Source organism: Streptomyces sp. NPDC048288, assembly GCF_043201555.1.
Classification (GTDB): Bacteria; Actinomycetota; Actinomycetes; order Streptomycetales; family Streptomycetaceae; genus Streptomyces.
In genome coordinates this window covers 1,253,418-1,277,052 of record NZ_JBICZD010000001.1, presented here as the reverse complement: position 1 = coordinate 1,277,052, position 23,635 = coordinate 1,253,418, and the positions used below count along the sequence as shown (strand labels likewise).

The 23,635-nt window shown below is 71.7% G+C and carries 23 protein-coding genes; 9 read left to right on the top strand and 14 right to left on the bottom strand.

Going from position 1 to position 23,635, the window contains the following annotated elements; translation table 11 throughout:
- Positions 1–73: 73 nt before the first annotated feature.
- The 4 genes from araD to ACGFZS_RS05710 form a co-directional block, all read right to left on the bottom strand.
- The gene (araD, locus tag ACGFZS_RS05725; protein WP_393794129.1) at positions 74–1,804 is read right to left on the bottom strand and encodes an L-arabinonate dehydratase; all 1,731 of its coding nucleotides are present in this window, start codon (positions 1,802–1,804) and stop codon (positions 74–76) included.
- Between the two features lie 8 nt (positions 1,805–1,812).
- Positions 1,813–2,724 (bottom strand): dihydrodipicolinate synthase family protein, encoded by a 912-nt coding sequence (locus tag ACGFZS_RS05720; protein ID WP_393655710.1) that lies wholly within the window; start codon positions 2,722–2,724, stop codon positions 1,813–1,815.
- Positions 2,721–3,377, bottom strand: a complete 657-nt coding sequence (locus ACGFZS_RS05715) for a GntR family transcriptional regulator (protein ID WP_365680794.1) — start codon at positions 3,375–3,377, stop codon at positions 2,721–2,723. Before ACGFZS_RS05715 ends, ACGFZS_RS05720 begins: the two co-directional genes overlap by 4 nt.
- Before the next feature lie 163 nt (positions 3,378–3,540).
- Positions 3,541–4,095: a GNAT family N-acetyltransferase gene (locus ACGFZS_RS05710; protein WP_393794002.1), complete on the bottom strand. Its 555-nt coding sequence runs from the start codon at positions 4,093–4,095 to the stop codon at positions 3,541–3,543.
- 152 nt (positions 4,096–4,247) lie between these two features.
- Between ACGFZS_RS05710 and ACGFZS_RS05705 the strand changes: the two genes are divergently transcribed.
- On the top strand, positions 4,248–4,670 hold the full coding sequence (locus ACGFZS_RS05705; protein WP_393794001.1) for a hypothetical protein: 423 nt from the start codon (positions 4,248–4,250) through the stop codon (positions 4,668–4,670).
- On the opposite strand, the gene ACGFZS_RS05700 is transcribed toward ACGFZS_RS05705, so the two are convergent.
- The 3 genes from ACGFZS_RS05700 to ACGFZS_RS05690 form a co-directional block, all read right to left on the bottom strand.
- Positions 4,649–5,419, bottom strand: a complete 771-nt coding sequence (locus ACGFZS_RS05700; RefSeq protein WP_393794000.1) for a helix-turn-helix domain-containing protein — start codon at positions 5,417–5,419, stop codon at positions 4,649–4,651. The two genes, ACGFZS_RS05705 and ACGFZS_RS05700, sit on opposite strands and share 22 nt — an antisense overlap.
- A 144-nt stretch (positions 5,420–5,563) precedes the next feature.
- Positions 5,564–6,316: an MBL fold metallo-hydrolase gene (locus tag ACGFZS_RS05695; protein WP_393793999.1), complete on the bottom strand. Its 753-nt coding sequence runs from the start codon at positions 6,314–6,316 to the stop codon at positions 5,564–5,566.
- A gap of 51 nt (positions 6,317–6,367) precedes the next feature.
- Positions 6,368–6,949 carry a TIGR03086 family metal-binding protein gene (locus tag ACGFZS_RS05690; protein ID WP_393793998.1) on the bottom strand — a complete coding sequence of 194 codons (582 nt, stop codon included), beginning with the start codon at positions 6,947–6,949 and terminating at the stop codon, positions 6,368–6,370.
- 192 nt (positions 6,950–7,141) lie between these two features.
- Here ACGFZS_RS05690 and ACGFZS_RS05685 point away from each other — a divergent pair, with 192 nt between their 5' ends.
- Entirely contained in the window at positions 7,142–8,371 is a 1,230-nt protein-coding gene (locus ACGFZS_RS05685; RefSeq protein ID WP_393793997.1) for an MFS transporter, read from the top strand.
- Here the strand turns inward: ACGFZS_RS05685 and ACGFZS_RS05680 are convergent.
- Positions 8,314–9,471 (bottom strand): hypothetical protein, encoded by a 1,158-nt coding sequence (locus tag ACGFZS_RS05680; RefSeq protein WP_393793996.1) that lies wholly within the window; start codon positions 9,469–9,471, stop codon positions 8,314–8,316. The genes ACGFZS_RS05685 and ACGFZS_RS05680 overlap by 58 nt on opposite strands.
- Positions 9,472–9,497: 26 nt before the next feature.
- On the bottom strand, positions 9,498–10,439 hold the full coding sequence (locus ACGFZS_RS05675; RefSeq protein ID WP_393793995.1) for a 5-dehydro-4-deoxyglucarate dehydratase: 942 nt from the start codon (positions 10,437–10,439) through the stop codon (positions 9,498–9,500).
- Between the two features lie 224 nt (positions 10,440–10,663).
- Between ACGFZS_RS05675 and ACGFZS_RS05670 the strand changes: the two genes are divergently transcribed.
- From ACGFZS_RS05670 to ACGFZS_RS05640, 7 genes are all read left to right on the top strand, one after another.
- The gene (locus ACGFZS_RS05670) at positions 10,664–11,473 is read left to right on the top strand and encodes an NAD-dependent epimerase/dehydratase family protein (RefSeq protein WP_393793994.1); all 810 of its coding nucleotides are present in this window, start codon (positions 10,664–10,666) and stop codon (positions 11,471–11,473) included.
- Positions 11,474–11,752: 279 nt separating this feature from the next.
- On the top strand, positions 11,753–12,523 hold the full coding sequence (locus ACGFZS_RS05665) for a DeoR/GlpR family DNA-binding transcription regulator (protein ID WP_359224874.1): 771 nt from the start codon (positions 11,753–11,755) through the stop codon (positions 12,521–12,523).
- Between the two features lie 79 nt (positions 12,524–12,602).
- On the top strand, positions 12,603–13,970 hold the full coding sequence (locus ACGFZS_RS05660; protein ID WP_393793993.1) for an ABC transporter substrate-binding protein: 1,368 nt from the start codon (positions 12,603–12,605) through the stop codon (positions 13,968–13,970).
- Positions 13,967–14,902 carry a carbohydrate ABC transporter permease gene (locus ACGFZS_RS05655; protein WP_393793992.1) on the top strand — a complete coding sequence of 312 codons (936 nt, stop codon included), beginning with the start codon at positions 13,967–13,969 and terminating at the stop codon, positions 14,900–14,902. The genes ACGFZS_RS05660 and ACGFZS_RS05655 overlap by 4 nt, the downstream gene beginning before the upstream one ends.
- Positions 14,899–15,744, top strand: a complete 846-nt coding sequence (locus ACGFZS_RS05650; RefSeq protein WP_393793991.1) for a carbohydrate ABC transporter permease — start codon at positions 14,899–14,901, stop codon at positions 15,742–15,744. Before ACGFZS_RS05655 ends, ACGFZS_RS05650 begins: the two co-directional genes overlap by 4 nt.
- Entirely contained in the window at positions 15,741–16,730 is a 990-nt protein-coding gene (locus ACGFZS_RS05645; protein ID WP_393793990.1) for a zinc-dependent alcohol dehydrogenase family protein, read from the top strand. The genes ACGFZS_RS05650 and ACGFZS_RS05645 overlap by 4 nt, the downstream gene beginning before the upstream one ends.
- A 71-nt stretch (positions 16,731–16,801) precedes the next feature.
- Complete coding sequence (locus ACGFZS_RS05640) at positions 16,802–18,001, top strand: TerD family protein (protein ID WP_393794128.1); 1,200 nt, start codon at positions 16,802–16,804, stop codon at positions 17,999–18,001.
- Between the two features lie 34 nt (positions 18,002–18,035).
- Here the strand turns inward: ACGFZS_RS05640 and ACGFZS_RS05635 are convergent, their stop codons facing one another.
- The 5 genes from ACGFZS_RS05635 to ACGFZS_RS05615 all read right to left on the bottom strand — a co-directional run bounded on the left by ACGFZS_RS05635 (position 18,036) and on the right by ACGFZS_RS05615 (position 23,524).
- Positions 18,036–18,602, bottom strand: a complete 567-nt coding sequence (locus ACGFZS_RS05635) for a TetR/AcrR family transcriptional regulator (protein ID WP_393793989.1) — start codon at positions 18,600–18,602, stop codon at positions 18,036–18,038.
- A 518-nt stretch (positions 18,603–19,120) separates the two neighbouring features.
- A complete protein-coding gene (locus ACGFZS_RS05630; protein WP_365680760.1) occupies positions 19,121–19,990 on the bottom strand; it encodes a carbohydrate ABC transporter permease in 870 nt (289 codons plus the stop codon).
- On the bottom strand, positions 19,980–20,981 hold the full coding sequence (locus ACGFZS_RS05625) for a carbohydrate ABC transporter permease (protein ID WP_393793988.1): 1,002 nt from the start codon (positions 20,979–20,981) through the stop codon (positions 19,980–19,982). The genes ACGFZS_RS05630 and ACGFZS_RS05625 overlap by 11 nt, the downstream gene beginning before the upstream one ends.
- Position 20,982: 1 nt before the next feature.
- Positions 20,983–22,287 carry an ABC transporter substrate-binding protein gene (locus tag ACGFZS_RS05620; protein ID WP_393793987.1) on the bottom strand — a complete coding sequence of 435 codons (1,305 nt, stop codon included), beginning with the start codon at positions 22,285–22,287 and terminating at the stop codon, positions 20,983–20,985.
- A gap of 184 nt (positions 22,288–22,471) precedes the next feature.
- Positions 22,472–23,524 carry a LacI family DNA-binding transcriptional regulator gene (locus ACGFZS_RS05615; protein ID WP_393793986.1) on the bottom strand — a complete coding sequence of 351 codons (1,053 nt, stop codon included), beginning with the start codon at positions 23,522–23,524 and terminating at the stop codon, positions 22,472–22,474.
- Positions 23,525–23,635: the final 111 nt, after the last annotated feature.

Here is a 23,635-nt window from a genome sequence, read left to right as displayed (position 1 = left end):
AGCGGGTGCAGGAAGCGCTTGCTGCATACACGTGGTTGAAGCGCTTCGACGATCGTCAGGGGAAAGAAGGGGGTCAGCCCGCGTACGGGTCCGGGACTTCTCCCGGCCGGGCCAGGAACTCGAAGTCGCAGCCGGTGTCGGCCTGGGTGATCTGCTGGTCGTAAAGCGCTCCGTAGCCGCGCTCCTGGCGCACGGGCGGCGGTGTCCACCGCGCCCTGCGCCGCTCCAGCTCCTCGTCGTCCACGTTGAGCCGGAGGGTGCGCGCCTCGACGTCCAGGGTGATGGAGTCGCCGCCGCGCACGAGTGCGAGGGGTCCGCCGACGTACGACTCGGGTGCGATGTGCAGCACGCAGGCGCCGTAACTCGTGCCGCTCATCCGGGCGTCGGAGATCCGGACCATGTCCCGGACGCCCTGCTTGAGGAGGTGGTCGGGGATGGGCAGCATGCCGTACTCGGGCATGCCCGGGCCGCCCTTGGGTCCGGCGTTGCGCAGCACGAGCACGCTGTCGGCGGTGATACCCAGCGACGGGTCGTTCAGAGTGCGCTGCATGGTCCGGTAGTCGTCGAAGACGACGGCCGGACCCGTGTGCTTGAGCAGGTGCGGCTCGGCGGCGATGTGCTTGATGACGGCACCGTCCGGGCAGAGGTTGCCGCGCAGCACGGCGACCCCGCCCTCGCTCGCGACCGGGTTGTCCCGGGGCCGGATGACGTCGTCGTTGTGGACCCGGGCGCCGGCCAGCTGCTCGCGGTAGCTGTCGTACGACACCGTCGGCCGGTCGAGGTGGAGAAGGTCGGGGATGCGGGAGAGGAAGCCGGGCAGGCCGCCCGCGAAGTGCAAGTCCTCCATGAGGTACTTCTGGCCGCCGGGCCGGACGTTTGCGAGGACGGGCACGGTACGGGCGATGCGGTCGAAGTCGTCGAGGGTGAGCCGCACCCCGGCCCGTCCGGCCATGGCGATGAGGTGGATGACGGCGTTGGTGGAGCCGCCGAGGCCGAGCACGGTGGTGACGGCGTCCTCGAAGGCGTCGGCGGTGAGGAGCTCGGAGAGCTTCCGGTCCCGGTGGACGAGTTCGACGATCCGCAGGCCCGCCTGCGCGGCCATCCGGTCGTGCCCGGAGTCGACGGCCGGGATGCTGGAGGCGCCCGGCACGGTGACGCCGAGGGCCTCGGCGGCGGCGGTGAGCGTGGAGGCCGTCCCCATGGTCATGCAGTGACCGGGCGACCGGGCCAGCCCGCTCTCCAGCTCCGTCAGCTCGCAGTCGCCGATCAGGCCGGCGCGCTTGTCGTCCCAGTACTTCCACATGTCGGTGCCGGAGCCGAGGACCTCGTTGCGCCAGTGGCCGGGGAGCATGGGCCCCGCGGGCACGAAGACGGCCGGCAGGTCGACGGAGGCGGCACCCATGAGGAGGGCCGGGGTGGACTTGTCGCAGCCGCCCATCAGCACGGCGCCGTCGACCGGGTACGACCGCAGCAGCTCCTCGGTCTCCATGGAGAGGAGGTTGCGGTAGAGCATCGGGGTCGGCTTCTGGAAGGTCTCGGAGAGGGTGGACACCGGGAACTCCAGCGGGAAGCCGCCCGCCTGCCAGACACCCCGCTTCACCGCCTGGGCCCGGTCACGGAGGTGTACATGACAGGGATTGATGTCCGACCAGGTGTTGAGGATCGCGATGACCGGCTTGCCGAGGTGCTCCTCGGGGAGGTAGCCGAGCTGGCGGGTGCGGGCGCGGTGGCTGAAGGAGCGGAGGCCTTCGGTGCCGTACCACTGGTGGCTTCTGAGTTCCTCGGGCTTCTTCACCGGGACCACTGGCGTCGTCACAGGGACCATCCGGAGGCTATGGCGGCGACCTCGGCGCGGTCTTCCTCGGGCAGCTGCCTGCTGGGCGGCCGGACGTCGCGGCGGCACAGGCCGAGGGAGGCGAGGGCCTCCTTGACGACGGTCACGTTGTCGGCGGAGCCGCCCGCGGCGCGGAGTTCCTCGAACCGGCGGATCTGCTCCCAGACCTTCATGGCGGCCTGGTAGTCGCCGGATCGAAGCGCTTCGATCATGTTCAGCGAAACGGCCGGGGCGACGTTCACCAGACCGGAGGTGAAGCCGGTGGCGCCGGCCGAGAAGTAGGAGGGCGCGTAGGGCTCGGCGAGCCCGGCGACCCAGACGAAGCGGTCGAGCCCCGCGTCCCGGGCGAAGGCGGCGAACTTGGCGGCGTCCGGGACCGCGTACTTCACGCCGATCACGTTGGGGCAGGCATCGGCGAGTTCGGCGAGGCGGGCGCCGGTGAGCTGGGCGTTGCGGAGGTAGGGGACCACGCCCAGTTCGGGGACGGACTCGGCGATCGCGCGGTGGTAGTCGACCCAGCCGGACTGTGCGACGTACGGGTGGACGGGCTGGTGGACCATCACCATGTGGGCGCCGTGGTCGCGGGCGTGCCGGGCGGAGGCGACGGCGGTCGGCACGTCGTGCCCGACGCCGACGAGAACGGCGGCCCGGTCCCCGGTCTCGTCGAGGGTCGACTCGGTGACGAGCCGGCGCTCCTCGGGGGTGAGGGCGTAGAACTCGCCGGTGTTGCCGTTGGGGGTGAGGGTGCGGATCCCGCCGTCGAGGAGGCGGCGCAGCAGGGCCCGGTGGGCGTCCTGGTCGACGCTGCCGTCCTCGGCGAAGGGGGTCACCGGGATGGCCACGACGTCGGCCAGGGCCGCCCGTTGGGTCTCGAATGCCACGCTGCTCATTCCTGTCCTTCCTTTGCCTGGGCTTCGGGGTAGGCGCGCTCGACGAAGGACGCGATGTGGGCGTGCAGGGTGCGGGCGGCGCCGTCGGCGTCCCCGGCCAGGGCGAGCCGCAGGATCTCGCGGTGCTCGCCGGCCTCGCGCTCCCAGGAGGGGGAGGCGGCCCAGGCCACGGCGGAGACGAGGGCGGCCTGGTCGCGGACCTCGTCGAGCATCCGGGCGAGCAGCGGGTTGCCGCACGGGAGGTACAGGGCGCGGTGGAAGTCCCGGTTGGCGAGGGAGCGTTCGGCGGTGTCGGTGGCATCGTCGGCGCGGGTGAGGGCATCGCGGGCGGCGTCGAGGGAGGCACCGCGCCGCACGGCCCGGCGGAGCGCCTCGGGTTCGAGGAGCAGCCGTACGTCGTACACCTCGCGGGCCATGTCCGCGTCCACCATGCGCACCGTGACGCCCTTGTACTGGCTCATCACGACCAGCCCGGTCCCGGCGAGGGTCTTGAGCGCCTCGCGCACGGGGGTCTTGGACACCCCGAACTGCGCGGCCAGCTCGGTCTCCACCAGGGCCTGACCGGGCGTCAGCTGCCCGGTGAGGATGCGGTGTTTGATCGCGTCCAGCACGTACTGCGTGCGGGACGGGATCGGCATGGGCACAGAGGTCATGCGCGCCTCTCGGGGTCACGTACCGGGCCCGGGGACCCGGTCTGACGTATCTGATCTCACGTATCGCGTCTCATATATGACGTACGAAGTACGACGCGGATGAAGGTAGGAGGACAGCCGTGTTTCGTCAATGCTTCTGACAGAGGTGAGCCGGAAGAGCTGCTCAACTGCCGTGCCGGGTGCGGCCCTTCATGGCCCGGTACTCCGAGGCGAGCAGCCCGAACAGGAGGTCGTCGGTCCACTCTCCCTTCATCCAGGTGCTCTGGACGAGACGGCCCTCACGGCGGAACCCGACCCGCTCCAGCAGCCGCGCCGAGCGGACGTTCCGCGCGTCGCAGTCGGCCGAGACACGGTGGCGCCCCTCGTCCACCAGCAGCAGGTCCACCACCCGCGCCACGGCCTCGGTGGCATAGCCCTGCCCCTGGTACGCCGGGGCGAACGTGAACCCCACCTCCGCCTGCCGCCCGTCCCGGCTCCGGCACACCCCGATGTCGCCGATCAGCCCCGGGGTGTCCCGCAGTTCGACGGCGTACTGGAACCACCCCGGATCCCCCGGGTCTCCGGCCGAGAACGCGGCCACGAGCCGCTCGGCGTCCCCGGCCGGCAGCGGCGCCTCCCACGACTGGTACCGGCTCACCTCCGGATCCGACCGGTACTCCGCCAGCGCCGGCGCGTCCCCCGGCCCGAACCTCCGCAGCACAAGTCTCGCTGTCTCCATGCCCTCACCCTCGCCGATGACCCCCGCCTTCTCCACCGCGATTCGATCAGGCGCCGGCCGGCGACCGCCGCCCATTCCCCCGGGGGAATTGCCGGTCCCGGCGACGCATCGCACGATCAGGTCCGCAACGACCCGCCGGCAAGGAGAGGTACATGATCGAGATCGACCCGCAGCACCTGGCCGACCGCTACATGGCTCAGTGGACCGTGCCGGACGCCGCCGGACGCCGGGCGGCCATCGAGCGGCTGTGGGCCGAGGACGCCACCCACGTCCTTCAGCCGCCCGCGGAGATCCGGGAGATCGCCGCGGAACTCGGCTTCGGCCACACCACACTGGAGGCTCAGGGGTACGACGCCATCGAGGCTCGCGTGGCGCGGAGCCACGAGCGGTTCGTCGAGAAGAACGGGGTCACGTTCCGCTCGTGCGCCGACGCGGTACGCCTGAACGGCGTGGTCAAGTTCCGCTGGGAGGCGGTGTCCACCGAGACCGGCGACGTCGTGGGCGGCGGCCTGGAGATCCTCGTGCTCGACGACGGCGGCCGGATCAAGGCCGACTACATGTTCCCGGGGGCCTGACCGGAGGAGGACGCCCGGCCGGCGGCCGCGAGCGCCTCGGCCGTCGCCTCGTCGGCCGGCAGGAACGCCTCCAGTTTGAGTTCGGCGAGCGTCACGTCGACGGCGGTGGCGAAGGTCGTCACCGTCGTCATAAGGCGCAGCTCACCGTACGAGGACCGCAGGCGGAGCGGAACGGCGAACCCCAGTGCCCCGGCGGACGGCTCCAACTCGGGTACGTACGCGGCGAGTTCGGCACGCAGGTCCGCCAGGTGGCCGAGGCGGGCCAGGATGTGCCGCGCCCATTCGGCGAGGTTGCCGATGCGGGGTGCCAGGCCCTCGGGATGCAGCGCCAGACGGTAGACGTTCCGGCCCGGGCCCACCAGTTCGGCGGCCGCTCCCTCGGTGATCAGGCCGAAGGCGGTGTTCGCGGCGATCAGGTCACCGCCCCGGTCCACGACCAGCGCCGGATACGGCAGATGCCCGCGGAGGACGTGGTCGATCGCCGTCCGCACGGGGGCCAACGCGGGGTCGTCGAGCGGGCTCTCGGGGTAGGCGGGCGCGTACCCGGCGGCCAGGAGCAGCTCGTTGCGGTCCCGCAGCGGCAGTTCCAGCGACTCCGCCAGGCGTACGACCATGTTCCGGCCGGGCACGGACCTGCCGGACTCGATGAAGCTGAGGTACCGCTGGGTGGTGCCGGCCCGCAGCGCCAGGTCGAGCTGGCTGAGCTGACGGCGGGTACGGCGGTCACGAAGCGCGCGAGGAAAGTCCACGGGCCTGTTGTAACGGCGGCCGGGGTTCCCGGGCCATTCCCCGCAGGGAATTGTCGCCGGTCGCACCGGTCGTACTGGTTCCCCGGCCCGGCGGTCCGGTGGCCCGGCGTGACGGTCACGGGACCCAGGACCGCTTCGGCCGTTTCAGAACCCCCGTGCCTCGCCCTCCCGGGCCACCGCCGTGCCCCGGCCGAAGACCACTCCGGCGCGGGCCGCCGCCATCTCACGGGTCAGGGCCGGCCCCACATGGGTGATCAGGAGCTCCCGTGCGCCCGCGTCCCGGGCGAAGCGGCCGGCGTCCTCGGGTGTCAGGTGGACCCGTTCGCCGTCGCGATGCTCGTCGAGGTCGGCCTCGCAGAGGAACACGTCGGCGCGGGCGGCCAGTTCGGTCAGCGCGTCGCAGGGGCCGCTGTCCCCGGAGTAGGCGAGCACGCTCCCCTGGCACTCGGCGCGCAGCCCGTACGCCTCGGTGCCGTGCGCGACCGCCCGCGCGGTGAGCCGGAGGTTCCAGTGCCGGACGCTGTGGCCGTCGTACAGGGGCCGGAAGTCGAACACCCCGCGCAGGAAGCCCACATCGGGTCGGCCGAGGAAGGCCGCGAGGCGCGGTGCGCAGTCCTGGGGCGCGTACACCGGGATGGGCGCGGCCGGTGTCATCCCGCCGAAGGCGTAGGCGTAGGCGGCGGCCAGCAGGTCCGCGCTGTGGTCGGCGTGCAGGTGCGAGATCCAGATCGCCGTGAGTCGCGCCGGATCCGTGTGCCGCTGCAACTCCGCGAAGGTCCCGGTGCCCGCGTCCACCCACACCTCGGCGCCGCCGCCCCGCAGCAGGTAGCCCGAGCACGGGCGGCCGGGGCGCGGGTGCGGGGAGGCGGTGCCGAGGACGGTGAGACTCAGGGGCATGGCGAGGAGAGTACGGATCCGGGTCCCCGTCCGCTCACCGTTCGCGCCCTGTTACGGCTTCCACCCCGGGTCCCGGCCGCTCAGCCCCACCGTCCGGTCCAGCAGCGAGGCGTCCTCCGGTACCGGCACGACCGGCCCGAACGGGCCGCGGTCGCCCTGCGCCGCCATCCGCAGGAAGCCGTGCGCCGCTGCCAGCGCCGCCGGGTCCGGGGCGTACTCCTGGACCGTGGCGCGGGCCAGGTCCCAGCCGTGCACGACCAGTTCGTCGGCGGCGACCGCGGCCGCTACCTCCCCGGGCAGGTCGATCCCGCCCGCCCGCGTCATGCCGCTCCACGCGTCCGGATCCCGCCAGGCCGCCGCCAGTTCGTCGAGCGCCTTGGGCAGCTCCGCCCGCCAGCCCGGCCCGATGTCGGGCGTGACGGTGCCGGGCGGTGTGGCGGTCGTCGCCCCCAGGTCCTTGCGGGCCGCGTCCCGGAACGCCACGGAGAGTCCCGCCACATGGCCCAGCAGGTGCCGGACCGCGTAGGCGGGGCAGGGTGTCACCCCGGCCAGCTGTTCGTCCGTCACCCGCTCGGCGAGCGCCGCCACGATCCTTGCCTGCGGACCGAGGTCGATCATGGTCGTGCCGGTCATTCCGGTTCCTCCTGCCGATGCGCAAAACAGCCTTCGGGAGGTGGACCGCGGCGACCGCCGGAACTCATCGGCCCGCCGTACGTCCCTCGCGCCGTCCGCGTACTTCCCTCGTGCCTTCCGCGTACTTCCCGCGTGCTTCTAAGGCACCTGCCCGATCCCCGCACCCCCGCCTTAGATCCACGATGACCAGGCATGAAAGCCACCTCCTGGTCCGTGTTCCGGCTGCTGCGCGACCGTAACGCGGCCCTCTACCTCACCGGCGTCGTGGTGTCCGGGTTCGGCACGTCGGCGCTCTGGCTGGTGTCGGGTGTCTGGGTCAAGGACCTGACCGGCTCCGACGGCCTCGCCGCCCTGTGCACCGCCGCCCTCTGGGCCCCGGCCCTCGCCGGGCCGGTCCTCGGCACCCTCGCCGACCGCGTCCGCCGTAGACCCCTGCTGATCTGCGTCAACCTCGGTCTCGCCGGTCTGCTGCTGTCCCTGCTGACCGTCGACTCCCCCGCCTCCGTCCGGCTCCTGTTCGCGGTCCTCCTCGTCTACGGCGCGGCGGGCGTCGTGGAGGACGCGGCGAACTCCGCCCTGGTCGTCGCCGCCGTCGATCCCGCCCTCCTCGGCGACTTCAACGGACTGCGGATGACCGCCCGCGAGGGCATGAAGCTGGTCGCGCCGCTGACCGGCGCCGCGCTGTACACGGCGTACGGCGGGCCGGGCGTGGTGCTGCTGGACGCGCTGACGTTCGTCCTGGCGGCGGGGGTGTGCGCGCTGCTCCGGGTGCGTGAGGAGCGGCCGGGGCCGGCCGCCGGGAGCTGGCGGGGGCAGACCGTCGAGGGCGTCCGGCTGCTGTGGGCGCATCCGGTGCTGCGGCCGCTGGTCCGGGCCGGCGGCGCCACGATGTGCCTGGCCTCGCTCGGCAGCAGCCTGAACTACGCCGTCGTGGACGCCGTCGGCCACTCCCCCGCCTATGTCGGCGTGCTGTACACGGTCCAGGGCGTCGGCTCGGTCGCGGTCGGGCTGGTCTCCGGGCCCGCGCTGCGGCGGCTGGGCGAGCGGCGGTTCGCGGGGTACGGGATCGCGCTGACGGGGGTGGCGGTGGCCGTGCGGGCGGTGCCATGTGACATATCACTGCTCATCTGCAGCCTCGCCGGCGGCCTCGGCCTCCCCTGCGTGCTGATCGCCGCCCACACCGCCGTCCAGCGCGAGATCCCGGCCGCCGCGCTGGGGCGGGCGTCCGCGACCGCCGACACGCTGATGTTCACCCCGAACGTGATCGGGCTGACGGCGGGCGCCGCCCTCGTCGAACTCGTCGACCACCGCTGGCTGTTGGCGGTCCTCGGCGGTGGGCTGCTGGCCACCGCCGGGTCACTGGCTCAGCGCAGTGCCTCCCGTACCGCCGCGAGGTCGCCGTCGGACGCCAACCCGGCGTGATAGAGCCGTAGTTCGGTGGCGCCCAGCTGCCGGGCGCGCTCCGCGTCGGCCGCCAGAGTGGCCGGGCTGCCGCCCATGCCGGAGACCACCCCGAAGTTGGCGGCCAGCACGGCGTCCACGGGCGCGTGCTCGGCGAAGGGCGCCAGCAGGGCCGTACCGCCCGCGCAGGGGACCACGACCCCGTCCGCGACCGCGAGTATGCGGGCGGGATCCACGCCCGCGTTGGCGCCGCAGTGGTAGGCCACCGGGTCGGCGTGCAGCAGCACCTGGAAGCCCTTGGGGGCGGCCGCGCGCACCGCCGCGACGGCCGTCTCCTGGAGGGTGCGGGCCTGTTCGTCGCGCCACGCGCGCGTGGCCGCCGCGACCGGTTCGCCGAGCAGCTTCTCCACCGTGGGCCAGCCGGTGTCGTCGGCCGTGCCGCGCCAGAGCGGTTCCAGTGCCTCGCGTACGGCGGTCGCCAACTCGTCGGCGTCCAGGCCCTGTTCGCCGTAGCCGGCCCGGCACGCCGGGCAGAAGCAGAGGGCCATCAGGTACTGGCCGGCGTCCCCGAGCGGGATCCCGGCGGTCTTGTCGTGGGCGTGCAGGTGCTGGAGGCCGTACCAGCCGAGGGACTCCAGTTCGGTGCCGGCGGCGCCCGGGCGGACGGCGGCCTCGGCGGCGAGGTCGGTGAGGTACGCGCGCGTGGGGGGCTGGGCGATGCAGGGGGCCCAGGGGTAGCGGTCGCCGTAGGCGTTGACGACGGAGGTGGCCGGATGTTCGGCGCCCATACGGGAGTTGTGGGCGAGGATCACCCAGGTGTGGACCTCCAGACCGGCGCCGCGCAGGGCCTCGGCCGCCTCGCCGTAGGCGTCGCCGGGGGCCCAGTCGCCCGCCGGGTACGGGCGCAGCTCGCGGCCCGTCCAGCGCCCGTCCGTCGGGTAGTAGACGGCCGCGTGCTCGGCGGTGACGATGCGGCGGCGGGGGTGACGGGGGGTCAGGGCGCGGGTGGAGTGGTAGGCGGAGGCCAGGGTCACCTGGTCCACGCCGAGCGCGGCGATGCGGTCGGGGGCCCCGGGGTCCCCGTTGACGTCCCAGGGGTAGACGAACGTCGACGTCTTCATGCGGCCTCCTCCGGACGCGGAGGTGCTCACGCGTCCTCCTCCAGCAGCGCGTACCCACGCTCGATCAGCTGAGCGAGCTGCTTCACATGGTCCTCGCCCGGCTCGTGCAGCGGGGGGCGGACCCCGCCGACGTCGAGACCGCGCAGGCGTACGCCCGCCTTGACGAGGGAGACGGCGTATCCCCGTCCCTGGGCGCGGAGTTCGACGAACGGGCGGTAGAAGCCGTCCAGCAGGCGCTCCGCCGTCGCCCGGTTCCCCTCGCGGAGGGCGGCGTGGAAGGCGAGGGCGATCTCGGGGACGAAGCAGAAGACGGCCGAGGAGTAGAGGCCGATGCCGATGGCCTGGTAGGCGAGCTGGGTCTGTTCGGCGGTGGGCAGGCCGTTGAAGTAGAGGAAGTCGCCGGGGATCTCGGTGCGGACGGCGCTGACGATGCGCTGCATCAGGTCCAGGTCGCCGAGGCCGTCCTTGAAGCCGATGATGCCGTCGGTGCGGGCGAGTTCGACGACCGTGGGCGGGGTGAAGACCGCGTTGTCCCGCTGGTAGACGATCACCGGGAGGCCGGTCGCCGCGGCCACCTCCCGGTAGTGGCGCAGCAGCCCCTCCTGGCCGGCGACCACCAGATAGGGCGGCATGGCGAGCAGGCCGTCGGCGCCCGCGGCCTCGGCGAGACGCGCGTAGCGTACGGCGAGCGCGGTGCCGTAGCCCGCGCCCGCGATCACCGGTACCCGTCCGTCGGCCGCCGCCACGGCAGCGCCCACGCAGGCCTCGAACTCCTCCGGGAGCAGTGCGTGGAACTCCCCGGTGCCGCAGCAGGCGAACACGGCGGCGGCGCCGGCCTCGACGCCCCGGCGGACGTGCTCGCGGTAGACGTCGAGGTCGAGGGAGCCGTCGGGGCCGTAGGCGGTGACGGGGAAGAAGAGCGGCCCGCGCGGGTCACGAAGCCGGGCGGCGAGCGGGGCTGGCGTCACGGGCGCTCCCTGTCGATGCATGTCTCTGATCGGTGTCCATATTCATGAACGCGACCACGTTACGAGCCCTCCCGAGGGCCGGTCAAGCAGGCAAACACCCACCATGCGAGCAGATTTCCGCACGCGCGTGCACACTTGACTCGGCACACCCCAGCTCCCTAGCGTGTCCACGCATGTGAATATCATGCATGTACGCGACCCGTGCCGAGTCAAGGAGACCGTGGATGCCCACTCCCCGCACGCTACTGCTGACCGGCGCCGCAGGCGGGCTCGGCACCCTGATGCGCTCCCTGCTCCCGGAGTACGGCTACACCCTGCGCCTCTTCGACGTGCGCCCGGTCGAGGGCGAGCCGGACGCGATCACCGCCGACCTGTCCGACAAGGAGGCGCTGCGCGAGGCCGTGCGCGGCGTGGACGCGGTCCTGCACCTCGCGGGGATCTCCCTGGAGGCGCCCTTCGAGAAGATCCTCCGGTCGAACATCGAGGGCACGTACAACCTGTACGAGGCGGCCCGCGAGGCCGGCGTGCCGCGCATCGTCTTCGCCTCCTCCAACCACGCCGTCGGCTACACCCCGGCCCCCCGCGCGGGCGACCCCCTCATCCCGGTCGGCACCCCGCACCGCCCGGACACCTTCTACGGCCTGTCCAAGTCCTTCGGCGAGGACCTCGCCCAGCTGTACTGGGACCGGCACGGCCTGGAGACCGTCTCCGTCCGCATCGGCTCCTGCTTCGGAGAGCCCGCCGACGTACGGATGCTCTCGGTGTGGATGAGCCCCGCCGACGGCGCCCGCCTCTTCCACGCGGCCCTGACCGCCGAGGAGGTCGGCCACACCGTGGTCTACGGCTCCTCCGCCAACACCCGCCTGTGGTGGGACCTGACGAGCGCGCGGGCGCTCGGCTACGACCCGCAGGACGACTCCGAGCAGTACGCCGGGAAGCTGATCGCCGAGCACGGCGAGCTGGACCCGGAGAACCCGGCCCACACCCACCTCGGCGGCCGTTTCGTGAACGACCCGCCGATCTGGCCGTACTGACACCGGTACTCGCGACGGCGCGAGACGATCGCACGCGGCGGCGGGCGGGCACCGAACGGGCCCGCCCGCCGCCGCGTTCGGGCATCCGGGCCGCCCGATCCCACCCCTCCCCGGACAGCCGTGCAGGTCCGAGGCGGGCACCGAGCCGGGCAAACGGGCCCACACGGGCAGTATCGGGCCCGCAACAGACCTGGTCAGCCCCGCACACCCGCTGTAGAAATTGCTGCATGGCCCGAACGGGCAGTTCCACGGCGTTTCCACAAGGGAGTGGGTGACGGGATGAGCACGCAGACGGCGGAGGAACGCCAGCGCGAGATCGTGCGGGCCGCACGCGCCTCGGGCTCCGTCGACGTCACCGCGCTCGCCGGCGCCCTGGGCGTGGCGAAGGAGACCATCCGGCGCGATCTGCGCGCCCTGGAGGACCACGGCCTGGTGCGCCGCACCCACGGGGGCGCCTACCCCGTCGAGAGCGCCGGTTTCGAGACCACCCTCGCCTTCCGCTCGACCAGCCATGTGCCGGAGAAGCGGCGGATCGCGGCGGCCGCCGCCGAGCTGCTGGGCGACGCCGAGACGGTCTTCGTCGACGAGGGCTTCACCCCGCAGCTCATCGCCGAGGCGCTGCCGACGGACCGGCCGCTGACCGTGGTCACGGCGTCACTTCCGGTCGCGGGCGCGCTCGCGGAGACCGAGAACATGTCGGTCCTGCTGCTGGGCGGCCGGGTGCGGCCCGGCACGCTGGCGACCGTCGACCACTGGACGACGAAGATGCTCGCCGGTTTCGTTCTCGATCTCGCCTACATTGGAGCCAACGGCATCTCGCGCGAGCACGGGCTGACCACCCCGGACCCCGCCGTCAGCGAGGTCAAGGCGCAGGCCGTCCGGGCCGCGCGCAGGACGGTCTTCGCGGGCGTGCACACCAAGTTCGGAGCCGTCAGCTTCTGCCGCTTCGCCGAGGTCGGCGCCCTGGAGGCGATCGTGACGAGCACCCTGCTGCCCACCGCCGAGGCCCACCGCTACTCCCTGCTCGGCCCCCAGGTCATCCGGGTCTGACCCCCGACCTCACCCCTCCCCGAAGGCCTTTCCACACCCTCCACTGCCCCATATATCCCGATTCCTCCAGGAGCGATCCATGCGAACCCCGAGCCGACGGAGGCCGCGCGTCACCCTCGCCATGGCCGCCGCAGGGACGCTGCTCGCCCCGCTGCTCTCCGGCTGCTGGGTCGGCGCGGGCGGGTCCGGTTCCGGCGGCGACTCGATCAACGTGCTGATGGTCAACAACCCCCAGATGACGGAACTCCAGAAGCTCGCCCCGCGCTTCACCAAGGAGACCGGCATCAAGGTCAACTTCACCGTCCTGCCCGAGAACGACGTCCGCGACAAGATCAGCCAGGACTTCGCCAACCAGGCCGGCCAGTACGACGTGGCCACCCTGTCCAACTACGAGATCCCGATCTACGCCCGCAACGGCTGGCTGCACGAGATGGACTCGTACGTCGCGAAGGACCCGGGCTTCGACCAGCAGGACATCCTGCAGCCGATGCGCGAGTCGCTGACCGCGAACGACGGCAAGCTCTACGGCGAGCCCTTCTACGGCGAGTCGTCGTTCCTGATGTACCGCAAGGACGTGTTCGCGGCGAAGGGCCTGACGATGCCCGCGCACCCCACCTGGCAGCAGGTCGCCGACCTCGCCGCGAAGGTGGACGGCGCGCGGTCCGGGATGCGCGGCATCTGCCTGCGCGGGCTGCCCGGCTGGGGCGAGCTGATGGCGCCGCTGACCACGGTGGTGAACACCTTCGGCGGCACCTGGTTCGACAAGGACTGGAAGGCCCGGCTGACCGGGTCCGGCTTCGAGAAGGCGACGAAGTTCTATGTCGACCTGGTCCGCGCGCACGGCGAGTCCGGCGCCCCGCAGTCCGGCTTCGCCGAGTGCCTCAACAACATGACCCAGGGCAAGACCGCCATGTGGTACGACGCGACCTCGGCGGCCGGTCTCCTGGAGGCGAACGGCTCCCCGGTCAAGGGCAAGCTCGGCTACGTCCCCGCGCCCGTCGAGCGGACGAAGTCCGCCGGCTGGCTCTACACCTGGGCCTGGGGCATCCAGAAGGCCTCCCGCAACCCGGACAGGGCCTGGAAGTTCATCTCCTGGGCGTCGAGCAAGCAGTACGAGCAGCTGGTCGGCGAGACCAGCGGCTGGTCCAACGTCCCGGCGGGCAAGCGGGCCTCGACGTACACCAACCCCGACTACGTGAAGTCGGCCGCCGCCTTCCAGGAGATGACCAAGGAGGCCATCGAGAGCGCCCGCCCGAACGACCCCGGCGTGCAGCCGCGCCCCGCGCCCGGCATCCAGTTCGTCGACATCCCCGAGTTCACCGATCTCGGCACCAAGGTCTCCCAGGAGATCAGCTCGGCCATCGCCGGACGGCAGTCCGTCGACTCGGCCCTGAAGAAGTCCCAGCAGCTCGCCGAGAAGATCTCCAAGGAGTACGAGGGACGATGACCGCGACGACAGCCCCCTACGCAGCGACACCCGCACGCGCCTCGCGGCCGCCCTCCGCCCGCCTGCGCGCCTGGGCCACCCGGGCCCCGCTCCTGCCCGCCCTGGTCTTCATGATCGTCGTGACCCAGCTGCCGTTCGTGGCCACGGTGGTCATCTCCTTCTTCGACTGGAACGCCCTCTATCCGAAGGCCCGGCACTTCGCCGGAGTCGACAACTACCGCCAGGTGCTGACCGACGCGGACCTGCGCCACTCGGTCTGGACGACGGTCCTCCTCACGGTCACCGTGGTGCTGGTCAGCCTGGTGCTGGGCCTCGCGCTCGCCCTGCTGCTGAACAACAGGTTCCGCGGCCGGGGCGTCGTCCGCACCCTGCTGATCGCCCCCTTCCTGGTGGTCCCGGTGGCCGCGGCGCTGCTCTGGAAACACGTCCTCTACAACCCGGAGTACGGCCTGCTCAACGGCCTGTTGCACTACGTCGGCGGGCCGCAGCCCGACTGGATCTCCAACACCCCGCTGCTGGCGGTGGAGGCCGCCCTGGTGTGGCAGTGGACGCCGTTCATGATGCTGATCCTGCTCGCCGGGCTGCAGAGCCGGGACCCCGAGCAGATCGAGGCCGCGCGGGTCGACGGCGCCAACGAGTGGCAGATCTTCCGCCATCTGACGCTTCCGCACCTGCGCCGCTACCTCGAACTCGGCGCCCTGCTGGGCTCCATCTACATCGTCCAGAACTTCGACGCGGTCTTCACGATCACGTCCGGCGGCCTGGGCACCGCCAACCTCCCCTACACCGTGTACCAGAGCTTCTACCAGGCCCACGAGAACGGTCTCGCCTCGGCCGCCGGGGTCCTGGTGGTCATCGGCTCGATCATCATCGCGACCTTCGCCCTGCGCGTGGTGTCGTCCCTGTTCCGAGAGGAGGCGTCCCGCGCATGAGCACCATCGCCCCACGCATCCGGCAGCACCGGGGTGTCGGCGTCGGCCTGGTGGCCTGGCTGGTCGGCATCGTCTTCTTCTTCCCCATCGCCTGGATGGCGCTGACGTCCTTCCACTCCGAGGCGGACGCGGCGACCAACCCGCCCTCCTTCGGCGCCGCCCTCACCCTGGACGGCTACCGCGAGTTCTTCGGCGCGGGCGGCGGCGCGAGCCCCTGGCCGGCGCTGGTCAACTCGGCGGTGGCGTCGATCGTCTCGACCCTGTTCGTCCTGGTCCTCGCCTTCCCGGCGGCCTACGCGCTGTCGATCCGGCGGGTGCGGAAGTGGACGGACGTCCTGTTCTTCTTCCTCTCCACGAAGATGCTGCCGGTCGTCGCCGGCCTGCTGCCGATCTACCTGTTCGCGAAGAACACCGGGATGCTGGACAACATCTGGTTCCTGGTCATCCTCTACACCTCCATGAACCTGCCGATCGCGGTGTGGATGATGCAGTCCTTCCTCGCCGAGGTCCCGGTCGCCGTCATCGAGGCCGCGCAGATCGACGGCGCCCGGCTGCCGACGATCCTCGCGCGCGTGGTCGCCCCGATCGCCCTGCCCGGCATCGCCGCGACCTCCCTGATCTGCTTCATCTTCAGCTGGAACGAACTGCTCTTCGCCCGAGTCCTGACGGGCGTGGTCGCCGAGACCGCCCCCGTCTTCCTGACCGGCTTCATCACCAGCCAGGGCCTGTTCCTGGCCAAGGTGTGCGCCGCGTCGCTCGTCGTCTCCCTGCCGGTGCTCGCCGCGGGGTTCGCCGCCCAGGACAAGCTGGTCCAGGGCCTGTCGTTGGGAGCCGTGAAATGAAGGCCGCCGTCATCGAGTCCGTGGGCCGTGCCGTCGTCACCGAGGTCCCGGACCCGACCCCGGGCCCCCGTGAGGTCGTCGTGGAGGTGGCCGCGTGCGGCCTGTGCGGCACCGATCTGCACATCCTCCAGGGCGAGTTCGCGCCCAAGCTGCCGATCGTGCCGGGCCACGAGTTCGCCGGCGAGGTGGTCGGCGTCGGCTCCCAGGTGACCGAGGTGGCGATCGGCGACCGGGTCGCCGTCGACCCGTCCCTGTACTGCTACGAGTGCCGCTACTGCCGTGACGGCCACAACAACCTCTGTGAGCGCTGGGCCGCGATCGGCGTGACGGTACCGGGCGGCGCCGCGCAGTACGCCGTCGCCCCCGTCGCCAACTGCGTGAAGCTCCCCGAGCACGTCCGCACCCAGGACGCGGCCCTGGTCGAGCCCCTCTCCTGCGCGGTACGCGGCTACGACGTCCTGCAGTCGCGCCTCGGCGCCCACGTCCTGATCTACGGCTCCGGGACGATGGGCCTGATGATGCTGGAGCTGGCCAAGCGGACCGGCGCGGCGAGCGTCGACGTCGTCGACCTGAACCCGGCCCGCCTGGAGACCGCCCGCCGGCTGGGCGTCTCGGCGTCCGCCGCGAACGCGGACGAGCTGGACCGGCCGCGGGGCTGGGACGTGGTGATCGACGCCACCGGCAACGCGGCCGCCATCCAGGACGGCCTGGAGCGGGTGGCGAAGGCGGGCACCTTCCTGCAGTTCGGCGTCGCCGACTACGCGACCCGGGTGACCATCGACCCGTACCGCGTCTACAACCAGGAGATCACCATCACCGGCTCCATGGCCGTGCTCCACAGCTACGAACGGGCGGCGGAACTCTTCGCCAACGGAGTGCTGGACCCGGAGGTCTTCATCAGCGACCGGCTGCCGCTCGACAGCTACCCGCAGGCGCTGGAGCAGTTCGCGGCGGGGGTGGGGCGGAAGATCGTGGTGGTGCCGTAGCGGTTCGGCGGTACGGCAGAAGTTTAAGGGAACGGTAAAGAGAGGTCGTTCGTTCACCCGGCATGACAGCTATGACCCCTGGCTCGAACATCCCTCTCTCCGCCTCCCGGGTGGCGGTGGACGTCGCCGCTCCCGTGCGGCTCGACGTGTCGGGCCTGCTGCTCACGGGCGACGGCAAGGTGCGCTCCGACGACGACTTCATCTTCTACAACCAGCCGGCGGGCGCGGGCGTGACCTACCGCTCGGGCGGTGGTACGGCGCCCGACGCGATCATCGTCGACACCGCGTCCGTCCCGCCGGGCATCGAGAAGATCGTGGTCACGGCGAGCCCGGACGCCGCGGGCCAGACCTTCCAGGGCATCGAGCCGACGGCCACGATCCGCGACGCGGCCGACGGCTCGGTGCTGGCCACCTTCACGCCTCCGCAGCTCGGCACGGAGACGGCCCTGGTGGTCGTGGAGATCTATCTGCGCAACGGCGCGTGGAAGGCCCGCGCGGTCGGCCAGGGGTACGCCGACGGTCTGGCCGGCATCGCCACCGACTTCGGCGTCACGGTGGAGGAACCGGCCGCCGCACCCGCCCCGGCCCCCGCGGCCCAGCCGACCCCCACCCCCGCCCCTGCCCCCGCCGCCACCCAGCCGGTCCCGCCCACCGCTCCCCCGGTTCCCCCGGCCCCGCCCGCCCCCGGCGCCGGGAAGATCAACCTGGACAAGGGCAGGGTCAGCCTCCAGAAGAACCAGACGGTGTCCCTGGTCAAGGGCGGCCGCCCGCTGCTCTCCCAGGTCAAGATGGGCCTGGGCTGGGAGCCGGCGTTCCGCGGCAAGGACATCGACCTGGACGCCTCGGTCATCGCCTACGGCCCGCAGCGCAACCACATCGACAGCTGCTACTTCGGCAAGCTGTCCATCCTGGGCGGCGCGATCAAGCACTCCGGCGACAACCTCACCGGTGAGGGCGGCGGCGACGACGAGGTGATCGTGGTCGACCTCGGCCGGATCCCCCCGGAGGTCACCGGCCTGGTCTTCACGGTGAACTCGTTCTCCGGCCAGAAGTTCACGGAGGTCGCCAAGGCCTACTGCCGGCTCCTGGACGCCGCGACCGGCGAGGAGCTGGCCCGCTTCGACCTCACCAACGCCGAGGCGCAGACGGGCGTGATGATGGCCAAGCTCATCCGCCAGTTCTCCGGCGAGTGGGACATGACGGCGATGGGCCAGTTCGTGAAGGCCCGCACGGTCCGCAACATGGTGAAGCCGGGGGCGGAGTCCCTCTAGAGGTGTCCCGGGAGCGGGTGCGCGGCCGTGGGTGCTACGGCCGCAGCCCCTCCGTGAGCAGCGACAGATACCGCCGGATGTCCTGGCCCTCCCCGTTGGCCAGCTCCGATGCCGTGGCGAGTCCGTGCGCGAGGCGCAGCAGTTCGACCGGCTCGATGTCCGGGCGCAGGGTGCCCTCCGCCTTCGCCGCGTCCACCAGGCGGGTGGCCGTGCCGCGCACCAGCCGGCCGCAGGCCGTCAGCGGGGCCGGGCTGCCGTCGGTGACCGCCGAGCCCAGCAGGGCCTTCAGACCGCGTACCTGGATGGTGGCGACGCACAGTTCGTTCAGCCACTCCATGAGCGCCGCCCCCGGCGGCAGCTCCGCGGCGAGCGCGTCACCACTGGCCGCCAGCGCCTCCATCCGGTCGGTCATCGCGGCCTCCAGCAGCGCCTGCCGGGTCGGGAAGTGCCGGTAGAGCGTGCCGGAGCCGACGCCCGCCCGTTTGGCGATGTCGTCCAGCGAGGCGTTCTCCCCATGCTCGGCAAAGGCCTCGACGGCCACCTTCAGCAAGCGCTCGTAGTTGCGCCGAGCGTCCGCCCGCATGGGCCTGACCTGCGTCATCCAGTTACTCCTTGCAAACCGTGTGCTCCGCGGGCAGTCGGCCGGCCCGTTCGCGCCGGGGGCGTACAGGGGGACGCGCAGACCGGGAGAACCTCATGTCTTCCCCGTCCGGCCCGTCCGGCCCGTCCGTGTCCGCCACCGCCGCCGGTGTCCCGCCGGGCTCCCCGCATCCCGCCGGGCTCCGCTCCGGCCTCCTCGTCATCGTCGCCGCCTCCATGATGGTCGGCGTCGACTCCACCGTCGTCAATGTCGCGCCGCCCGACATCCAGCGGGGCCCGGGGTTCAACCGCACCGGCCTGTCCTGGGTGCTCAACGCCTGCACCCTCGCCTTCGGCGGTCCGTTACTGCTCGTCGGCCGCCGCCGCACGCTCGGCGCCGGAGCGCTGCTGTTCGCCGTGTCCTCGCTGCTCGGCGGGGTGGCCGCGGAGGGCGGCCGGCTGCCCGTGACCCCGGCCATGTTCACGGTGGTGCGGCTGCTGCCGAAGCTGCCGGCTGTGGCGGCTGCGGCCCGGCCCTGGTCACATCTTCGTCGCCCCCGCCGCCAGGTCCCGCAGGAACTGCCGGGCCCCGATCAGGAACACCACGATCAGCGGGAGCACGCTCATCAGCGCGCCCGCCATCACCACCGCGTAGTCGGTGTTGTAGGCGACGTTGAGGTTGGCGAGGGCGACCTGGAGGGTGACCTTGTCGGGGTTGACCATGACGACCAGCGGCCAGATGTAGTCGTTCCAGAGGCTGATGAAGGTGAAGATGCCGAGGAACGCGAGCGCGGGCCGGAACAGCGGCAGCGCCACCTGCCAGTACAGGCGGAAGAAGCCGGCCCCGTCGATGCGTCCGGCGTCGAGGAGTTCGTCGGGCAGGGAGTTCTGCGCGTACTGGCGCATCCAGAAGATGCCGAACGCGTTGGCCGCCCCCGGGACGATCAGCGCCTTCAGGGTGCCGGCCCAGCCGAAGTGGGCCATGGTGACGAACTGCGGGACCAGCGAGAGCTGCGCCGGGATCATGTAGGTGGCCAGCAGGATGCCGAACAGGATCTTCCGGCCCGGGAAGGCGTACTTGGCGAACGCGAAGGCGGCCAGGGAGTCGAAGAACAGCACGAGCAGGGTGCCGACGGTGGCCACCACGACCGTGTTGAAGAGCGAGGTGAAGAAGTCGATCCGGTGGATCACCTCCCGCATGTTGTGCAGGAGCTGGTCGCCCGGCAGCAGCCGGGGCGGGTAGGCCAGGATGTCCTGGGTGGTGACGGAGGCCATCACCACCAGCCAGTAGAACGGGAACAGCGAGACCAGCACCCCGAGGAGCAGGGCGATCCGGACGGCGATCCGGGTGGTCCTGCTCCCGGCTCCGACGGCGAGCCCCGCGTTCGAGGCGGTGCGTTCAGCGGCCACGGCCGGTCTCCTTCCCGAGCGGGATGCCGGGGCGGTCGTCGCGGCCGGAGCCGGACACCAGCCGCCAGTTGATGATCGCGAACAGCGCGATGACCGCGAAGAGCAGCCAGCCCATCGCCGCCCCGTAGCCGAACTGGAGGTCGTTGAAGGACTTCTGCCAGAGGTAGAGCACGATCGTCATGCCTTCCTGGCCGGGACCGCCGGCGGTGCCCGGGTCGTCCGAGTAGAAGAGCACCTGCGGCTCGGTGAAGATCTGCAGGCCGTTGATGGTGGACGTGATGACGGCGAAGAGGATCACCGGCCGCAGCTGCGGCACGATCACCCGGAAGAGCAGCTGCCTGCTGTTCGCCCCGTCCACCCGGGCGGCCTCGAACAGTTCGGTGGGGATGGCCTGCAGACCGGCCAGGAAGATCAGCGCGTTGTACCCCACCCACCGCCAGACGATCATGAGGGCGATCGCCGACTTGATGCCCAGCGCCGAGGTCAGCCAGCTCACACCGTCCACCCCGACCGCTTTGAGCAGCGAGTTGGCCAGGCCCGCCTGGGCGAAGACCGAGCCGAAGACGATCGTCATCGCGACCATCGAGGTGACGTTCGGGATGAAGTACGCCACCCGCCAGGCGGCCGAGAACCGGGTCTGCGAGTGCAGCAGGAAGGCGAGGACCAGCGCCAGGAACAGCATCGGCACCGTGGACAGGAACCAGATCTCGAAGGTGTTCAGCAGCGCGTGCCAGAACACCGAGTCGTGCAGCAGCCAGTAGTACTGCCGGAAGCCCACGAACTTCATGTCCCCGATGCCGTCCCAGTCCTGGAAGGACAGGTACAGCGAGAAGCCCACCGGGAACGCGCCGAAGACGGCGAAGAGCACGTAGTACGGCGAGATGGCGGCGTACGACGGCAGGTGGCGCCGCCGGCGGCCGCGCGGGGCCCGCGCCCGGACCGGCTCCTCCGTGAGGTCCGCCGCCGACGGTGTCTGTGCCACTGCGGCCATGTCAGCTCACCCCCCGCTGGGCGAGCGCGGTCCGGGACGCCTCCATGGCGTCACGCCATGCCTTGTCGGGGTTCTTGCCGAGCGTCTCCACGTTCGTGAGCTCCTGGTAGACAGGGGTGTTCGCGGTGTTCTCGTAGGCGCTGAAGAAGATGACCGGGGCCTTCTCGGCGGCCGGGCCGAACACCTCGACGGGGATCTGGCCGCCGAAGAAGGGGTCGGGCTCGCGCATCGCGGGCTGGTCGTAGGCGGCCGGGGTGGTGGGGAACAGCGCCATCTCCTGATAGCTCTTCAGCTGGTTGGCGGGGCCGAGCAGCCACTTGAGGAAGGCGAACGCGCCTTCCGGGTCCCGGCAGTAGCGGGTGATGCCGACATACGAGCCGCCGTAGTTCGCCGGGCCGCCCGGCATCGTGGTGAGCCGCCACTTCCCCGCGGTCTTGGGGGCGGTGTCCTTGAGGCCGTTGATGTACCAGACGGCGGTGTTCATCGAGGCGATCCGGCCGCCGCCGAGCGCGGAGTTGAAGTCGGGCGTGCCGTCCAGGACACGGGCGCTCAGCCCCTGCCGGTAGGTCTCCACGGCCAGGTCCCAGGCGCGCTTGACGTGTTCCTGGTCGCCGATGAAGTGGTTGTCGGCGTCGACGAACTGCTTGGGGCTCTGGTACAGCGCCATCCGGAAGACGTACGCGATCTGCGAGATCAGGTAGGGCTTGCCGGGCGCCTTCGCCTTGAGGGTCCTGCCGACGTCGAGGTACTTCTCCCAGGTCGAGGTCGCCTCGGCGACCTCGGCCGGCTCGGTGGGCAGTCCGGCCGCCTCGAAGAGGTCACGGCGGTAGTAGAGCGCGGTCGGGCCGGCGTCGAGCGGGAAGCCGATCATGCGGCCCGACGGGCTGACGCAGCTCTTCCACTTCCAGGCCAGGTACTCGTCCTCGACCGCGTCCGCGCCGAGGTCCTTCAGGTCGAGGAACTCGTTCTCGTCCGGGAAGTAGTCCCCGATCGGGGAGTTGAGGCAGGCCAGGTCCGGCACGTAGGCGCGGGCCGCCATGACCGTGCGCAGCCTGCCCCGGTAGTCGCCGGCGATCGGCGCGCCCTTCACCTTGAGGCCGGAGACCCCGGGAACGCCGCCGGCGGAGGTGGCGAGCAGCTTGTCGCTCAGCGAGCCCTTCCAGTACCAGATGGTGAGGTGGTCGGTGCCCGCGGAGATCGAGCCGCTGCCCGTCCCGCATCCCGACAGACCCAGCAGCGCGGCCCCCGCGCCGCCCAGGGAGGCCCCCAGCAGCCGCCTGCGGGAGATCGTTCGGTGTGGTGCCATGGGCGCGCACTCGCCTTTCCGGAGCAAGGGGAGGACAACGATGTCGAAGGCCCCGTGAACGTTCACGTGAACGTTGCCGACGAGTATTGGGGTGGCCGAAAAGATCAGTCAAGAGACGTGCAGGCGCTATCTGTTGACGTGGTGTCAGGGGGTCTTCGGGGCCGACGGGGTCCGCTACGACGGCTCAGGCCGAGGCCCGCACCACCAGTTCGGGGATCACCCACGCGTCCGCGCCGGTCAGCGGCTCCTCACCGGCCCGCAGCCGGGCGACCTGCTCGACGGCCAGCCGGCCGAGGCGGCGCTTGTCGATGTGCAGGGTGGTCAGCGCGGGCTCCACCAGTTCGCCGAGCGAAAGCCCGTCGAAGCCCAGCACGGCCAGGTCGTCCGGCACCCGCAGCCCCCGGCTCCGGGCGGTGCGGATCGCGCCGATGGCGATCAGGTCGTTGAAGCCGACGACGGCGGTCACCTCGGGGTGCGCCGACAGCAGTCGGGCCATGGCGGTCTCACCGCCCGCCACGCTGTGCTCGGGGCAGAGCACGATCCACCCCTGGTCGACCGGCAGCCCGTGCCGCCGGACCTCGTCGAGGAAGGCCGCCCGGCGCGGGCCGGGGGCGGACAGCCCGTCGCCGTCCAGCAGTCCGATCCGGCGGTGCCCGGCCGCGACCAGATGGGCGACGCCCCGCTCCATACCGACGGCGACATCGATGCCGACGGCGCCGAACCGGGTCTGCTGCGGGCCGCGTTCGAGCAGCACGAGCGGAACTCCGCCGAGCAGCCGCGCGAGTTCCGCGTCCTCGTTCTTGAAGTAGCCGACGACCGCGTCCGCCTGGTGCGAGAGCACGTCGAGGGCCTCGCGCTCACGGTCCACGTCGGTGCGCGAGTCCCACACCACGACCTGCCAGCCCCGCTGCTCGGCCGCCTCCAGCACCCCGGCGGCCACCTCGGGGAAGAACGGATTCATCAGGTCCGGGATCACCAGACCGGTGGTCACCGCGCCCTTGCGCACCATCCCCCGGGCGAACCGGCTCGGCCGGTAGTCCAGCAACCGCGCCGCCTCCAGCACGCGTTCCTTGGTGACCGGGTCGATCTCACCCTTGTCGTTCACCGCACGGGAGACCGTCTGCCGGGACACACCCGCGAGCCGCGCCACATCATGAATCGTGGCCCGACGCCGAGGGCCGTCCGGCCCCCCGCCGCGCGTCTCCCGTTGTTGATCGTCCGCCCGCACGCTGTGCACTGTATCGCTGCGCGGGTGGAGGTTGGTTGCGGGCCGGTGGGCGGTGGTTGCGGGCCGGTAGGGGCCGGTCACGGGCAGGTGAGGGGGTGGCCACGGGCAGGCGGAGGCTGA